We start from the raw sequence: 14,157 nt of genomic DNA, 5'->3' as shown, positions 1-14,157 counted from the left end.
CTTTCAACTATTTGCCGGTACGCAGGCGTAATCCACAATACCAAGCCGGCATCGTTGCAATTCGGCCAAAATCATGGTGCGGTTCTGCTCCGGTCCGGAGACGGTGCATCGTGCACGACCGGACGTGGAAACGATTTCCTGGGCGGTCCCCGAACTTGATACCGACACGAATTGAACGGCTGCTGCCTTACCTCTTCCTGCTGGCCCTGCTTTGCATCGCGCTCGCTTTCCGTCCGCTACTGCCGGTCGATGAGACGCGCTATCTCAGCGTCGCCTGGGAGATGTATCTCGGTGGACATGTCTTCGTACCGACGATGAACTTTGCGCCCTATCTGCAGAAGCCGCCGCTGTTGTTCTGGCTCATCGATCTCGTCTGGAACATCTTCGGTGTGAGCCGCGCGGCGGCGATGCTCGTCATCTTCGCCGCCTCGTCGCTGGTCATCTGGCTGACGACGCTTCTGGCCAAAACCCTGTTTCCCGAGCGCCAGGACATCGCCAGCCGCATCCCCTGGCTGGTGGCCGGCAGCACCGTCTCTGTCATCTATTCGACCCTGATCCTGTTCGACATGCTTTTGACGGCCTGTGTGGTCGCCGCACTGCTGGCGTTGCTGGGCTTCGCCAGGACCGGCAACCGGTGGCAGGCGGTGCTGGCGGGTCTGTTCATCGGGCTCGGCGTGCTGGCCAAAGGCCCGGTCGTGCTCATTCACATCGGCGCGCCCGTCCTGCTCTATCCCCTCTGGCGTGACCGGCGAGCCGGCCTTGCCCCTTTGCAGTTCTTTGCCGGAGCCGGCCTGGCAATTCTCGCCGCCCTTGTCCCGGTCGCTATATGGCTGGCGCCCGCGACCATCCTGACCAAGGGCAGTTTCGTCTACGATCTCGTCTGGAACCAGTCGGCAGGTCGGGTTACCGGAAGCCTGCACAATTCGCATGGCCGGCCGTTTTACTTTTACCTGATGCTGTTGCCGCTCATGTTCGTGCCCTGGGTCTTTATCCCCCCGGTGTGGCGGCTGAGGCCGGTTGCCCGGATACGCAGCCTGATCGACACGAAATCCCCGGATCTGCGTGCCCTGCGCCTGCTGTCGTTCTCGTTCATTGCGGTGCTGCTGGTCTTCAGCGCCATATCCGGCAAGCAGCCGCACTATGTCGTGCCGGCACTACCGTTCGCGACCATTCTGCTGGGCTACTTCATGGCCGAGATTTCAGTCGCCAGGCTGAGGGCTACGGCCTTTGTCATGCTTGCCCTTTTCGCCATCGGCCACGCCGCCGCCTCGGCGACCGTGTTCATACGCTACGATCTCACGCCGCTGGCGAGCTTCATCGACGAACGAAAGGACGCGGACTGGGCCGTCGCTTACGACTATCAGGGCGAGGTCGGTTTCCTTGGGCGAATAGAGAAGCCATTCGAGAACGCCGACAAGCCCGAGGAATGGCTCAAGTCTCACCCCGGCGGCTACGTCATCGAAAAGCAATCGAAAGATCCGGGCACATCCGAACAGATCGCCTTCCGGCAGCCGGTGGAACGCGGCTATCTGGTCGTGCTGAAAGGACAGCACTGAGCGTTTCGTCGGGCGCCTATCCCAGCGGTTTCTCGAAGATCAGCGCCGGCAACCCCGAACCGCCGCCGCAATCGGCGGTGCTGCCGACCGGCAAAAATCCCTTCGAACGGTAGAAGGCGATGGCCGGCACGTTGGCCTCTTCCACCTCGACGCGCAACCTGTTCGCCTCGGGAAAGCTGGCTTCGACCTCGTCCAGCAAGGCCTGGCCGATGCCTTGCCGCTGGCAGGCCGGCAGTACATAGAGCTGGTTCAGCAGCACGATCTTCGCATCCGTCGTTGCGGCGGCAAAAGCCATGCCGCCGATACGCTTGCCGTCATCGGCGACCAGGAATTCCGAGTTCGGCCTTGTCAGCCGCGCCTTGAGCAAGGCGATCGAATGCCAGTCGTCGGTAATTTCGATCACCCGCTGGGCGCCATAGATCGCGTCGTAGGTTGCGTGCCAGGTTTCGACCAGCAGCGCGCGGACAGCGGCAAGGTCACGTTCGCTGGCGGTGCGGACGAACATTGTTCTATTCGATACCGAGCTTGGCCTTGACCAGATCGTTGACCGCCTGCGGGTTGGCCTTGCCGCCGGTGGCTTTCATCACCTGGCCGACGAACCAGCCGGCCATGGTCGGCTTGGCGCGAGCCTGCTCGACCTTGTCGGGGTTGGCGGCGATGACTTCGTCGACCGCCTTCTCGATGGCGCCGGTGTCCGTGACCTGCTTCATGCCGCGGCTTTCGACCAGCTGGCGCGGATCGCCGCCCTCGTTCCAAACGATCTCGAACAGATCCTTGGCGATCTTGCCGGAGATGGTGCCTTCCTTGATCAGGTCGATCACGGCACCGAGCTGCTCCGGTGTTACAGGAGCATTTTCAATGTCCTTGCCGGCCTTGTTAAGCTGGCCGAGCAGGTCATTGATGACCCAGTTGGCGGCAAGCTTGCCGTCGCGGCCCGAGGCCACCTGCTCGAAATAGTCGGCGATCGGCTTTTCCGACACCAGGATCGAGGCGTCGTAGATCGACAGGCCAAGTGAGGAGATCAGGCGCGCCTTCTTGTCGTCGGGCAGTTCCGGCAACTCCTTGGCCAGCGCGTCGACATAGGCCTGATCGAATTCCAGCGGCAAAAGGTCGGGATCGGGGAAGTAGCGGTAGTCATGCGCCTCTTCCTTGCTGCGCATCGAGCGCGTCTCGCCTTTGACGGCGTCGAACAGCCTGGTTTCCTGATCGATCTTGCCGCCATCCTCGAGGATGGCGATCTGGCGGCGCGCCTCGAACTCGATGGCCTGGCCGATGAAGCGGATCGAGTTGACGTTCTTGATCTCACAGCGCGTACCGAATTCGCCGCCGGGCTTGCGAACGGAGACGTTGACGTCGGCGCGCATCGAACCTTCGTCCATGTTGCCGTCGCAAGTGCCTAGATAGCGCACGATGGTGCGCAGCTTGGTGACATACGCCTTGGCCTCGTCGGCGGAGCGCATGTCGGGCTTGGAGACAATCTCCATCAGCGCCACGCCGGAGCGGTTGAGATCGACATAGGACATGGTCGGATGCTGGTCGTGCATCGACTTGCCGGCGTCCTGCTCCAGGTGCAGGCGCTCGATGCCGATCTCGATGTCCTCGAACTCGCCCTGCCGGTCGGGACCGACCGAAATGACGATCGTGCCTTCGCCAACGATCGGCTGCTTGAACTGCGATATCTGGTAGCCCTGCGGCAGGTCGGGATAGAAATAGTTTTTCCGGTCGAACACCGACTTGTGGTTGATCTGCGCCTTCAATCCGAGGCCGGTACGGATCGCCTGCTTGACGCATTCTTCATTGATGACCGGCAGCATGCCGGGCATGGCCGCGTCGACGAGGCTGACATTGGCGTTGGGCGCCGCGCCGAAAGTCGTCGACGCCCCGGAAAACAGCTTTGCTTCCGAGGTCACCTGCGCATGAACCTCGAGGCCGATGATGATCTCCCAATCGCCGGTAGCGCCGGGAATAAAACGTTTGGCATCGGGCGTGCGGGTATCGATAAGGGTCATGGTGCCTGCGCTTTTGGCTCGCGAAAACTGCGATTTTCGCGAATTTGGGTATCAGTCTTCGCTAGTGCAAACCGCTTCGCGAGACAAGCGCCCAAAGCAGCGCAGAGCAGCGGGCTGGCCTTTTCAGCCCCTTTCGGCCGCTCGGCAACCGATAGAATGAACGCCGCCGGCCGGTATTCGGTCGGCGGTTTCTTCGTCAGGTCAGGCTGTTGCGATGTAGGCCCTGATCTCGTCGGCCTCGCGCTCGACATCCTCGATGCGGCGCTTGACCACGTCGCCGATCGACACGATGCCGTCGAGCAGCCCGTCCTTTTCCACCGGCAGATGGCGGAAACGGCCTTTGGTCATGATCTCCATCACCTCGTTGACCGTGTGGTTCTCGTTGCAGATCTTCACTTTCGGCGTCATCGCCGAGCGTACCGTTATATCAAGTGCGGCAGCGCCTTCCCTGGCAACGACCCGCACGATGTCACGCTCGGAAAGGATGCCGACGATCTTGCGATCGCCGTTGGTGATGACCAGTGCACCGATCTTGTGGTCGGCCAGGATTCGAATGGCTTCGCTGAGCTTTACATTCGGCCCGAGCGTGAACACGTCATGGCCTTTTCTCTCGAGAATTGCCTTAACCGTCATGGCGTCCTCCTCCTCCTGCTTGGCTAGCCAGCTCCCGCCCTGACCGGCTTCACATAAGAGTGAACATCGTGCGCCGTGATCGGTTGCTTTTCAAGTGTGCCAGTGGGGTGTGCCAGTGGGGTGCGCCAATAGAGTGCGCTAGTCGGGGGTGCGCTGGTCGTCGGGGATCTCCCATTCAGGCGCCCGCCAGCGCCGGTCGAACCAGCGCAATCCGAAGAAGCCTGCGACGAGGCCGCCAATGTGCGCTTCCCAGGCGATCTGGCCGGGTTCTCCGAGCCCGAGACCGTAAAGGCCGGTGGCGAGATTGATGACCATCCAGGCGCCGAGAAAATTGACGACGCCGCGCATGCGCAAAACGACTGCGATCGGCAGCACGGGACCGGCAAAGGCCGCCCTGCCGGAGTAGCGGTCGGTACGGAACCCGAAGCGAGCCGCCGCACCCATCATGCCCGATATCGCCCCGGAAGCGCCGACCAGCGGTGCTTCGCCGTATGGATGGACCGCCCAGAACAGCACCACCGCGGCCAGCCCGGTGGCGGCGAAAAACAAGGCGAACCAGAACCAGCCGAGACGGTTGGCCAGCGGCGACCCGAAGGCGGCCAGCGCAACCATGTTGATGGCAATGTGGGCAACTCCACCATGCATGAAGGCATAGGTGAAAGGACGGGTGAAGAGGAACCAGTCGAAACCGTATTGGCCGGTGTAGAGGACCGGAATGAAGGCGCCATCGGTGAGCAATGTTATCTGCTGCTCTTCGGTCAGCACATATTGCTGCAGCAGGAAGACGGCGACGCAGATGCCGATCACCGCCAGCACCACCGGTGGCAGGTTGAACACCGGCTCGCGGCGCGGCGGCGGCGCCTCCGCGGTCTGTTCGGTCTCCAGGGGGCCGGCCGGTTCGCTCATATGCTCTGATCCAGGGATTTGCGTGTCGTCGCGAGCATCTAGGCCATGCCCGGACAAATCACAAACTACGAATCACAACCGCGAATCACCAGGGGCGCGAATCAAAAAGAAGCCGTCCAAGGTTTCCCTTGAACGGCTGGTCGAGCCCCCTGCTCCCCTAAACTATTGACCGAAGTGCTGTTGGTCGTCGCGAAACGACCGCTTCTGGAGTGGTTTTGGTGTGCCATGGCAAGCCTGCGCGCGCAACGTAAACCACTTGTTAACCTTAACGCCCCCGACCCGTGAACAAGTCTTAACGACGCTGGCACGCATCCTGCTCCGGAACGCATGTAGGTCATCGGAGGGCGCCCTTTCTGTTCACCGATGGGACCATCAGACGGCAGAATGCGCGGAGTTTCATAGCATGAACCAGAACGGATCAATCGCGCTGTTCCATTATTGGAATCGCCTGCGTGGTGGACGTCCTGCCCCAAAGCGTTCGGAGATCGAACCTGCCGACATCAAGGCGCTTTTGGCCGACACCTTCATCCTGGAAAGGGATACGCGTGGCGAAGCGGTGTTCCGGCTTGCCGGCACCAGGCTTTGCGCCGGCTACGGCCGCGAGCTCAAGGGTTTTTCGTTCCCCTCGCTATGGCGCGAGAAGGACCAGCGGCTGGTGTCGCGCCTCATTCACGGCGTTTTCGAGCAGAAATCCGTGGTGCTGATCACTTATGAGGGGTTCAGCCGCAACGGCCGTTCCAACCACTTCGAACTGCTTGCGCTGCCGCTCGACGGCGGCGTCGAGAACCCGCGCTGCCTCGGCGTCATCAGCGCCGTGGAAAAGCCGTTCTGGCTGGGCGCCGACCCGATCACCGATGCGCTGATCGATGCCATCCGCGTCATCGATCCCGACAAGGACCCGATGTTCCTGAAAAACCGGCCGGAAATATCCGTTCCGTCGTTGGCTCCCGAACTCGAAGCGCCGGAGACCATCTCGGCGCTCGGTCGGTCGCGCCGTATCCGCCACCTCGTCGTGTTCGACGGCGGGCGCGAGCAATAGTCTCCAAGCCGGCGCTAATCTTAACTATCGGGGGCCCACTTTTCCCCTTTGTTAACCTGCTTGGCTGTAGTTTTTGCCGAGATTCCACGCACGACGCGGGAATGCCAACGGGGTGTAGGCAGTCATGAGGTCAGCGGCGGTCGAATACGCACCGTCCCGCGCCGAAAGGCGTAATTTCCAGCGCGTCCGGGTCAAGATCTACGGGCGCTTCATGCTGGAGGACCGCACCGAGCACCCCTGCCAGGTCGTCGATATGTCGCCGGGCAATGTCGCGCTGCGCACCGAGCGCGTCGGCATGCCGGGCGAAAAAATCATTGCCTATATCGATCATATCGGCCGCATCGAGGGCGTGGTGACGCGCACTTCGCAGGACGGCTTTGCCATGACCGTCATTGCCTCGGATCGCAAGAAGGACAAACTGGCCGCGCAGTTGACCTGGCTCGCCAACAAGCATGAACTCGACCTGCCGGAAGACCGCCGCCACGAACGCGTGGCGCCGCGCAACCCGACAAGCGTGCTGCAGCTCACCGATGGGCGGCAGTACCAGTGCCGCATCATCGACCTGTCGCTGTCGGGCGCGGCGGTCGAGATCGACGTCAAGCCGGCGCTCGGCATCCAGGTGATGCTGGGCACCATGCGTGGCCAGGTGGTGCGTCATTTCGAGGATGGCGTCGCCATCGAATTCGCCGTCATCCAGCGCCCGGAAACGCTCGATTCCGAGTTCAACGCTCCGCGCGCCTGAACGATCGGCAACAGGCAGCAAAAACGAACCGGCCCTGCGCGGCCGGTTTTTGTTGCCGGCGTTCCGCCTGCCTCTGCAGCTTGTAGCGGCACGCAGCAAATCCACGGCTCCACCCGGAAATCCGCGCCCCGACACCGCGGTTTTACGCCGAGACCCTGAACGATTTTATATTAAAATAGGTCAAATTTTACGCGTATTCTATTGAGCTTTTACTCAATGTCTACTTCGGGTTTTTGCGTCAAATAAATCCAGCGCTGTCATTGTCTCCTCAAACGGGGAGACAGACCAATGGCGAAGATTTGGGGCAAGCTGTTGCTCTTGGCAATGGCGATGCAGCTTTCCGCTTGGGGAACTGCGCAAGCAGCAGGACCGGCCTACATGCACACTGGCGGCCGCACGACACAGCCGGTCGGTCACTACGAATTCTGCCAGAAGCTGCCGCAGGAGTGCGCTCAGCGCACGCCGAAGCAGGCACCGGTCGAACTGACCCGCAAGCTGTGGGCGGCGATCGTCGACGTCAACAATTCGGTCAACACCCGGATCGTGCCGCGCACCGATATGGAAATGTGGGGTAAGGAAGAGGTCTGGTCCTATCCCGACAGCGGCTTCGGCGACTGCGAGGACTATGCGCTGGAGAAGCGCCGCGAATTGATGGCGCTCGGCGTTCCCGCCGGCAATCTCTTGATGACCGTGGCGCGCCAACAAAATGGCGACGGCCACGCGGTGCTGACCGTGCGCACCAGCCTCGGCGAGTTCATCCTCGACAATCTGGAGTCCAAGGTGCTGTCCTGGACCGACACCGACTATACATACCTGAAGCGCCAGTCCGACCAGAATTCCGGCGTGTGGGTGACGATCAATGACGGTCGCGCCGACGCGGTTGCCAGCGTCCGCTAGGACGCCATCACAGAGGTCAAGCACATCGAATAATGCGACGTGCCTAACGAGAAAGCCCGGTCGAGTCCCCACCCTCCCCGTCCCCAACGACCGGGTTTTAAGGAGCCGGCCCCGTCCCCGGGCCGGCTCCACCATTTCAGACCATGATCCCGAACCGAAGGACCGCGGCAGCGAAAAGTGAGAACCGGTTTTTGCTGCGCTGACCCGCCGTTCGGAAAAGATCATCGCCAAACAGGAATAGAGTTCAGGCCTTCTTCAGCCCGGCCTTGAAGCGCTTGCCGTTGGCGACATAGTGCGCGGCCGAGGCGCGCAGCCTGGCGACAGCGGCATCGTCCAGCGTCCTGATCACCCGCCCGGGCGAGCCGACGATCAGGCAATTGTCGGGGAACTCCTTGCCTTCGGTGACTAGCGCGCCGGCGCCGACCAGGCAATTCCTGCCGATCCTGGCGCCGTTGAGTACTATGGCGCCCATGCCGATCAGGCTGTTGTCGCCGATCGTGCAGCCATGCAGCAAGGCGCGGTGGCCGATCGTGCAGCCCTGCCCGATCGTCAGGGGAAAACCGGGATCGGTGTGCATCACCGTGTGTTCCTGGACATTGCTGTCGGCGCCGATGACGATCGCCTCGTTGTCGCCGCGGATGACCACGCCAAACCAGAAGCCGGCATTGCGACCGACGCTGATGTCGCCGATCAACGTCGCATCGGGCGCGATCCAGTTGCTGTCGGCATCCTCGAAACGGGGCGATTTTCCGTCGATTACATAGGTCGGCATTTCCAGTCTCCGATTCGTCGCAGCCGGGACAAACCCTAGAACAATCCTGGGAAAACCGCGTAGCGGTTTCCCCAGCAATTGCCTCAAGGCAAATACCGCGCCAGCGATTCCACCAACAGCTGAAGCGCACCAGGAGAGCCAATGCCCCAGGAGGCAATGGCGATCAGCACGATGCCCAGCACCAGCGCCCAGGCGATCACCGTGCAGCCGCAGGACATCAGCATGAGCGTGGAAATGCGGCCTTCGCGCCGCGCATCGAGCGCATCGTTGGCGAGCATGAACGGCCCGGCGCAAGCGGTCGTGGCCAGCGAGCGCAGGATGTACGCCGGCGACACATAAGGCTCGGCAAAGGCAAGCCGGCGGCCCGCCGCCAGTTCCATCACGGACCCGGTAAGCCCGCAGGCTGTGAGCCCGACGGCAAAAGCGAAGAGAACGGGCAGCAGCAGGCTCATCTTTACCTTCCGTTTACCATGAAATCGCACAGTCGCGTCCAGCGCAGCAAGAGCCATGCCGCGGCATGTGTGCCGCCCAGGGACAGAGGGCGGCGACTATGGGGATTGCGATGAAGCAGGCAGCGACCGCAGAAGAGTTCAACGTCGTCGATTCCGTGCTGATGAAGCGGGTGTTCTATGCTTTTGCCGCATTGGCGCTGCTGTCGCTGGCGATCAGCCTTGGCGGAAAATGGTTCGGCCGCTCGATCGCCATGGCCGGCTACACCGACGACACCACGGTCCACAAGGTGGTGATCGGCAACAATGTCATTGCCGTGCCGGCCAACGCCATCCGCTTCCTGCAGGCGCGGCGCGACGGCATCGCTTCGCGCCTCGACCTCTATCTGCGCTATCCCCAGATGGACGGCTACAGCGAAGCCGCACGCGACGATTTCAACCACACGGGCACGGCCAAGAACATCATCTTCCTGTCGTTCGAACCGCAGATGATGTCGCGCGACATGAGCGGCCGTTTCGCGCCGATCTATAGCGCGCTGATCAGCCAGCCCGGCGCGCCCGGCCCCGGCGGGACGACGATTTACGGTTTTACGGAAAAATCAGGCTATCTCAACGAGGTGCTTGCGGTCGCCGGCCGGCCCGGCAAGGACCCGTTCGTCGCCCGCTGCCTGAGCGGACCGAACGCTGAGGAATCGCTGGCGCCCTGCGAGCGCGACATCCAGGTCGGCGACAGCCTCAGCCTGACCTACCGCTTTCCCCGGGAGTTGCTGGGCAACTGGCCGGCGCTTGACGCCGCTATCGTCGCCGAGGCCACGCGCGTCTTAAAGACCGCACGGTAGCGGCCCTCTGCTTTTGTCATACATGGGCGCGAAGCCGCGCGGACCCGAGGATCCGTTCCATGCCCTTAAGGCAGCGAAGCGGTGCAGAATTACTGTTGGGAAGCAGCAGAGGCAGTTCTGGACCGCCACATTCCTGAGCCGAGGCCTGGAATATATCCCAGGGTCTCAGCGACGCCGCTGTGCGGCTGCTTCTCCCCGGGATGACGATGGCGCAGCCGGCTGCCGCCAATCGCCGAAGTCCGTAGCCGTCTGGGCTCAGGCCAGATCGATGTCGAGGATCGCCATCGAGAAATTATAGTCGCCGTCGTCCTCGTCCTTGAAGACGATGCCGAGGAACTCGTCGCCGACATAGACCTCGGCCGAATCTTCCTTGCGCGGCCGCGCCTTCACCTCGAGTTTGGGATTCTGGAAGACGCGCTTGAAATAGGCGTCCAGCTTTCTGATTTCGTCCGGCTTCAAAAGTCTTCTCCGATCGTCGGGCTTGCTCGTTGGAACGCGCTTCTGGCACGTCGACAATGGCGATGTAAAGGCAAGCCGGCTGGATAGAACGCGAACCCTGGGGCCGGATGATTTCAGGTCGAATCCAAATCCGCCTCTAAATCAAGGAGGTAGAGCATGATGTCGTCCGAAAACCGCCTCACACTTTTCGGCATCATGCTTCAGAGGCAACGGCGCCGGCAACCGGACTTCAGTCCGGCGCGCCGGGTGTTGCAAATCAGATGTCGAAGCTGACGACCTGGTCCATCGATTGCGACGGCAAAAGCTGGTCCATCTGGCGCGAAGGCTGGTCGCAGCCGGTCTCGCCGACGACGCGGGCCGGTACGCCGGCAACCGTCTTGTTGTGCGGCACCGGCGACAGCACGACCGAGCCTGCCGCGATCTTCGAGCAATGGCCGATCTCGATATTGCCGAGAATCTTGGCGCCGGCGCCGATCAGTACGCCGTAACGGATCTTGGGGTGGCGGTCGCCGCCGGCCTTGCCCGTGCCGCCCAGCGTCACGCCGTGCAGGATCGACACATCGTCCTCGATCACCGCCGTCTCGCCCACGACGAGGCCGGTGGCGTGGTCGATGAAGATGCCCTTGCCGATGCGGGCGGCCGGGTTGATGTCGGTCTGGAACACCGAGGACGAGCGGCTCTGCAGATAGAGCGCGAAATCCTTGCGGCCCTGATTCCACAGCCAATGTGCCAGCCTGTGCGTCTGGATGGCATGGAAACCCTTGAAATAGAGCACCGGCATGATGAAGCGGTCGCAGGCCGGATCGCGGTCGTAATAGGCCTGGATGTCGACACGCACGATCGACGACCATTCCTTGTCGTCGGCCAGCATCGACTTGAACGTCTGGCGGATGAGGTCGGAGCCGATGTCCTGATGCGCGAGCCGCTCGGCGAGCCGATGGATGACAGCTTCCTCCAGGCTCTCCTGGTTGAGGATGGTCGAATAGAGGAACGCCGCCAGAAGCGGGTCGCGGTTGACCGCGTCCATCGCCTCGTCGCGGATCGAACGCCAGATCGGATCGACCGGCTGCACCATTGTGGGGCGGGCAATCGTAATGCTGTTCATCGACGTCTCCGGCCTGCCGGCTTGTTGTCCGGCCGCACATATAGGCCAGATCATAGCACGATTGAACTCAATTTTCCTTAAGTAGCTCATCAAATGGATTTGGTTCACGCGGATTCAAGCCGCCATGGAAAACGAACCCTTGATCGTGACGGCCGCCGACCGCGTCACTATATTATGTCCACCACCTGTTGATGACCTCCAGCCACAGATGCAGAAAATGACTGATGAAACGGTTCTCTCAGTTGATACAGACGCCCGTCGATTGGCTTTGCAGATCATTGCCAGCTTGGTCAACGTGAAGAAAACTGCCGCAGACCTACTGCTACGACGCGCCGGAGCGTCCGACGATCTCGTCAGAAAGTTCCTAAGCGAAAGGAACTCAGTCACCGGCGCAAGGCAGTCAAAACGTGAATCCGGAGCAGCACTTATCGATGAATTGATGCGCCTGGGGCAAGACGGGACATTTGTTCGCAAAATTATCTCAATAGCCGCAAATTGGGAGGCATTCCATCTCGCGCAAAACGAGTATGATGCACGAGCGACGGTGCAGAAGGCCCGGGAAATGCAGGGGTTGCTTTCTGAAGCCGACGCGAGAGAACGAACAGCATTCGATAAGCGACAAGCTGAGGCCGAACTTCAGAAACGAAAAGCCAACGACGTGCTTATCCAGAATGAGAGCCGGCTCCTTTTGGCGCAGTTCGAACATGCCGCCAAGTCAGATGACGCGCAACAGCGTGGCTATTTTTTAGAAGATTTGCTGAATCGACTTTTTACCGTCCATGGAATTTCGGTAAGCCACGCCTTTCGTAGAAATTCCGGTGCGGAACAGATCGATGCAGCGTTCAGTATGAACGGATGGCACTACATCGTTGAATGCAAATGGAGAGCTAAGCCATCCGACACGAGAGATTTGGACGGATTACTGGGGCTGGTAGGTCGATCGGGTCGACAGACTATGGGGGTTTTTCTTTCAGTCAACAGTTGGTCGGACAATGTCGTGCCAATGCTAAAGCAGAATCAGAACAAGGGCATATTTCTGTTCGACGGCTATGATCTGCGTTGCGTTCTTGATTGCCAAGTCGGGCTGAAAGAACTTTTGGAGGCTAAGGTTGCGGCCCTCAATATCGACGCCGAGCCATATTTTTCGGTGTCTCGTTTGCTGATGTCAAAATAGCTATACGCGTTGGATCGCCTTGAGTCTTTCGTGAGCGGAGTAGTGAGCGTTCCCTTGATCGACGAACCACTGAAGCAGGAACTTTCAGGCTTCTACCGCGCCGAAGGCCGCCACTACCACAACCTCGCCCATATCGAGGCGATGCTGGCGCTGGCCGGGAATTATCGCGCATCGCTGCATGACCCCGAAGCCGTCGAAGCCGCGATCTGGTTCCACGACGCCATCTATGACAGCAAGGCCAAGGACAATGAGGCGCAAAGTGCTGCCCTTGCCGAGGAAAGGCTGGCCGGACGGACCGACGCCGGGCGCCTGGACCGCATCGGCGCGATGATCCTCGCCACATCAACGCATCAGTTGCCGTCGTTTGACGACGCGGCGGCGCTGCGCGACGCCAGCCTGTTCCTAGACATGGATTTGTCGATCCTGGGCGCCGCACCCGACGCCTTCGATGCCTATGAGCGCGCGGTCCGGCGCGAATATGCCTGGGTCGAGGAGCCGATGTGGCGCGCCGGCCGCGGTGCTGTCCTGAAGAGTTTCCTCAGCCGCAACCACATCTTCCACACCGACGAATTCCGGCAGCGATTCGAACCGCAGGCCAGGCAGAACATCGCGCGCTCGATCGAGGCTCTCGCAGCCGAGTGATCGGAATCCCGAAGGCAAGCCAACTCAGTCCGGAAATGTCTCCATGCGCTGCACATACGGCTTGAAGCCGGCGCGTCTGTAGACCAACTGCGCGGCCGGATGGTCGTATGTGTCGGTATGAAGCCAGACCTTTTGCGGCGCCCGCGACCAGATGGCGCGAAGCGCCTGGTCGAGCAGGAACGGGCCGAGCCTGCGACCCTGGAAGGCGGGAACCAGCCCGAAATGAACCAGCTCGACCTCAGGCTGGCCGACGCCGTTGAATTCGCACAGACCAGCGGCCTCGCCCTCGACGCGCAGCACATGGATATGTGTCGAGGGCAGCGCCAGCAGGAGCTCGAGGTCTTCCGCCGGCATGCGCAGCCGCTGGTCCCACTGCACCGGCTCGCCGACAGCGCGGTAGAGGTCGATGTAAGCGGCGCTGTCCAGCCTTTCCAGCGCCACCGTGGTCGCTGCTGCAGGGCTGACGCGTGCAGGCGCCAAATCGCGCGGGCGCATGTCCATATAGGTGACGAGAAGGTCAACCAAAGCGGCACCGCCTCGGGCTGCAAGCCAGACGAAGATCGATCACCTGAAGGCGCCAACGGACTTGGTCGCCGCCCAAACAAAGAACAGGCCGATCACCAACGACAGCCCGTTGAGGATGATACCGACGATGCCGAGGACACGATTGTCGTTTGAACGTCCCAGTGCCATCAAGCCAAAAACCACGCCGGTGATGTGCGCCAGCGGCGCCGCAACGAGAAACACCACCAGAAAAACCCCGCCGAGGACGTTTTGAGCGGCCAGCGACGCCTCGCCTGGCATCAACGCCAGCGTGACCACCGCCGCAAAATCCATTGCGAACGCCAGCAGGGCCAGGATCACCGAGCGTTTGCCGAAGCTGCTCCGCCCCACCACGCCGGGCATTGCTATCGTGCTTCTTCCCCATCCGGCCA

17 protein-coding genes are annotated in these 14,157 nt (G+C 61.3%); 7 read left to right on the top strand and 10 right to left on the bottom strand.

Annotation, left to right across the window (positions count from 1 at the left end):
- Positions 1-155: 155 nt before the first annotated feature.
- Positions 156-1,556, top strand: a complete 1,401-nt coding sequence (locus tag NKI35_RS11530) for an ArnT family glycosyltransferase (protein WP_352740066.1) — start codon at positions 156-158, stop codon at positions 1,554-1,556.
- Positions 1,557-1,572: 16 nt separating this feature from the next.
- Here NKI35_RS11530 and NKI35_RS11525 read toward each other — a convergent pair whose 3' ends face one another.
- The 4 genes from NKI35_RS11525 to NKI35_RS11510 all read right to left on the bottom strand — a co-directional run bounded on the left by NKI35_RS11525 (position 1,573) and on the right by NKI35_RS11510 (position 5,104).
- On the bottom strand, positions 1,573-2,061 hold the full coding sequence (locus tag NKI35_RS11525) for a GNAT family N-acetyltransferase (RefSeq protein ID WP_352740064.1): 489 nt from the start codon (positions 2,059-2,061) through the stop codon (positions 1,573-1,575).
- 4 nt (positions 2,062-2,065) lie between these two features.
- A complete protein-coding gene (gene gatB / locus NKI35_RS11520; protein WP_352740062.1) occupies positions 2,066-3,565 on the bottom strand; it encodes an Asp-tRNA(Asn)/Glu-tRNA(Gln) amidotransferase subunit GatB in 1,500 nt (499 codons plus the stop codon).
- Positions 3,566-3,766: 201 nt separating this feature from the next.
- Complete coding sequence (locus tag NKI35_RS11515) at positions 3,767-4,198, bottom strand: CBS domain-containing protein (protein ID WP_023667498.1); 432 nt, start codon at positions 4,196-4,198, stop codon at positions 3,767-3,769.
- Between the two features lie 138 nt (positions 4,199-4,336).
- Positions 4,337-5,104 (bottom strand): rhomboid family intramembrane serine protease, encoded by a 768-nt coding sequence (locus tag NKI35_RS11510; protein WP_352740060.1) that lies wholly within the window; start codon positions 5,102-5,104, stop codon positions 4,337-4,339.
- 403 nt (positions 5,105-5,507) lie between these two features.
- On the opposite strand from NKI35_RS11510, the gene NKI35_RS11505 reads away from it, so the two are divergent.
- From NKI35_RS11505 to NKI35_RS11495, 3 genes are all read left to right on the top strand, one after another.
- Positions 5,508-6,143: a PAS domain-containing protein gene (locus NKI35_RS11505; protein WP_352653786.1), complete on the top strand. Its 636-nt coding sequence runs from the start codon at positions 5,508-5,510 to the stop codon at positions 6,141-6,143.
- 124 nt (positions 6,144-6,267) lie between these two features.
- Positions 6,268-6,885 (top strand): PilZ domain-containing protein, encoded by a 618-nt coding sequence (locus NKI35_RS11500; RefSeq protein WP_023667501.1) that lies wholly within the window; start codon positions 6,268-6,270, stop codon positions 6,883-6,885.
- A gap of 288 nt (positions 6,886-7,173) precedes the next feature.
- Positions 7,174-7,782 carry a transglutaminase-like cysteine peptidase gene (locus NKI35_RS11495; RefSeq protein ID WP_023681509.1) on the top strand — a complete coding sequence of 203 codons (609 nt, stop codon included), beginning with the start codon at positions 7,174-7,176 and terminating at the stop codon, positions 7,780-7,782.
- Positions 7,783-8,026: 244 nt separating this feature from the next.
- On the opposite strand, the gene NKI35_RS11490 is transcribed toward NKI35_RS11495, so the two are convergent.
- Positions 8,027-8,554, bottom strand: a complete 528-nt coding sequence (locus NKI35_RS11490) for a gamma carbonic anhydrase family protein (protein ID WP_352740057.1) — start codon at positions 8,552-8,554, stop codon at positions 8,027-8,029.
- An 83-nt stretch (positions 8,555-8,637) separates the two neighbouring features.
- Positions 8,638-9,006 (bottom strand): DUF6949 family protein, encoded by a 369-nt coding sequence (locus NKI35_RS11485; protein ID WP_352740056.1) that lies wholly within the window; start codon positions 9,004-9,006, stop codon positions 8,638-8,640.
- A 110-nt stretch (positions 9,007-9,116) separates the two neighbouring features.
- Here NKI35_RS11485 and NKI35_RS11480 point away from each other — a divergent pair, with 110 nt between their 5' ends.
- Positions 9,117-9,842 (top strand): hypothetical protein, encoded by a 726-nt coding sequence (locus tag NKI35_RS11480; RefSeq protein ID WP_352740054.1) that lies wholly within the window; start codon positions 9,117-9,119, stop codon positions 9,840-9,842.
- A gap of 255 nt (positions 9,843-10,097) precedes the next feature.
- Here NKI35_RS11480 and NKI35_RS11475 read toward each other — a convergent pair whose 3' ends face one another.
- Both NKI35_RS11475 and cysE read right to left on the bottom strand, forming a co-directional pair.
- Positions 10,098-10,301 carry a DUF3126 family protein gene (locus tag NKI35_RS11475; RefSeq protein WP_006200852.1) on the bottom strand — a complete coding sequence of 68 codons (204 nt, stop codon included), beginning with the start codon at positions 10,299-10,301 and terminating at the stop codon, positions 10,098-10,100.
- A 256-nt stretch (positions 10,302-10,557) separates the two neighbouring features.
- On the bottom strand, positions 10,558-11,406 hold the full coding sequence (cysE, locus tag NKI35_RS11470; protein ID WP_352740052.1) for a serine O-acetyltransferase: 849 nt from the start codon (positions 11,404-11,406) through the stop codon (positions 10,558-10,560).
- A gap of 124 nt (positions 11,407-11,530) precedes the next feature.
- On the opposite strand from cysE, the gene NKI35_RS11465 reads away from it, so the two are divergent.
- On the top strand, positions 11,531-12,580 hold the full coding sequence (locus NKI35_RS11465; RefSeq protein WP_352740050.1) for a hypothetical protein: 1,050 nt from the start codon (positions 11,531-11,533) through the stop codon (positions 12,578-12,580).
- A 54-nt stretch (positions 12,581-12,634) separates the two neighbouring features.
- A complete protein-coding gene (locus NKI35_RS11460; protein ID WP_352740048.1) occupies positions 12,635-13,222 on the top strand; it encodes an HD domain-containing protein in 588 nt (195 codons plus the stop codon).
- Between the two features lie 24 nt (positions 13,223-13,246).
- On the opposite strand, the gene NKI35_RS11455 is transcribed toward NKI35_RS11460, so the two are convergent.
- The gene (locus NKI35_RS11455) at positions 13,247-13,747 is read right to left on the bottom strand and encodes a GNAT family N-acetyltransferase (RefSeq protein ID WP_352740046.1); all 501 of its coding nucleotides are present in this window, start codon (positions 13,745-13,747) and stop codon (positions 13,247-13,249) included.
- A 39-nt stretch (positions 13,748-13,786) separates the two neighbouring features.
- Positions 13,787-14,128, bottom strand: coding sequence for a hypothetical protein (locus NKI35_RS11450; protein ID WP_352740044.1), 342 nt, complete (start codon positions 14,126-14,128; stop codon positions 13,787-13,789).
- Positions 14,129-14,157 lie beyond the last annotated feature (29 nt).

Source organism: Mesorhizobium sp. M0676 (assembly GCF_040320535.1).
Taxonomy (GTDB): domain Bacteria; phylum Pseudomonadota; class Alphaproteobacteria; order Rhizobiales; family Rhizobiaceae; genus Mesorhizobium.
Note: the sequence above shows the minus strand (reverse complement) of the source record. Positions and strands in the feature narration are given on the sequence as shown.

Coding starts and splice junctions, on each gene's coding strand:
- NKI35_RS11525 (WP_352740064.1), bottom strand. CDS start 2,061: ATGTTCGTCCGCACCGCCAGCGAACGTGACCTTGCCGCTGTCCGCGCG.
- gatB (WP_352740062.1), bottom strand. CDS start 3,565: ATGACCCTTATCGATACCCGCACGCCCGATGCCAAACGTTTTATTCCC.
- NKI35_RS11515 (WP_023667498.1), bottom strand. CDS start 4,198: ATGACGGTTAAGGCAATTCTCGAGAGAAAAGGCCATGACGTGTTCACG.
- NKI35_RS11510 (WP_352740060.1), bottom strand. CDS start 5,104: ATGAGCGAACCGGCCGGCCCCCTGGAGACCGAACAGACCGCGGAGGCG.
- NKI35_RS11505 (WP_352653786.1), top strand. CDS start 5,508: ATGAACCAGAACGGATCAATCGCGCTGTTCCATTATTGGAATCGCCTG.
- NKI35_RS11500 (WP_023667501.1), top strand. CDS start 6,268: ATGAGGTCAGCGGCGGTCGAATACGCACCGTCCCGCGCCGAAAGGCGT.
- NKI35_RS11495 (WP_023681509.1), top strand. CDS start 7,174: ATGGCGAAGATTTGGGGCAAGCTGTTGCTCTTGGCAATGGCGATGCAG.
- NKI35_RS11490 (WP_352740057.1), bottom strand. CDS start 8,554: ATGCCGACCTATGTAATCGACGGAAAATCGCCCCGTTTCGAGGATGCC.
- NKI35_RS11485 (WP_352740056.1), bottom strand. CDS start 9,006: ATGAGCCTGCTGCTGCCCGTTCTCTTCGCTTTTGCCGTCGGGCTCACA.
- NKI35_RS11480 (WP_352740054.1), top strand. CDS start 9,117: ATGAAGCAGGCAGCGACCGCAGAAGAGTTCAACGTCGTCGATTCCGTG.
- cysE (WP_352740052.1), bottom strand. CDS start 11,406: ATGAACAGCATTACGATTGCCCGCCCCACAATGGTGCAGCCGGTCGAT.
- NKI35_RS11465 (WP_352740050.1), top strand. CDS start 11,531: ATGGAAAACGAACCCTTGATCGTGACGGCCGCCGACCGCGTCACTATA.
- NKI35_RS11450 (WP_352740044.1), bottom strand. CDS start 14,128: ATGCCCGGCGTGGTGGGGCGGAGCAGCTTCGGCAAACGCTCGGTGATC.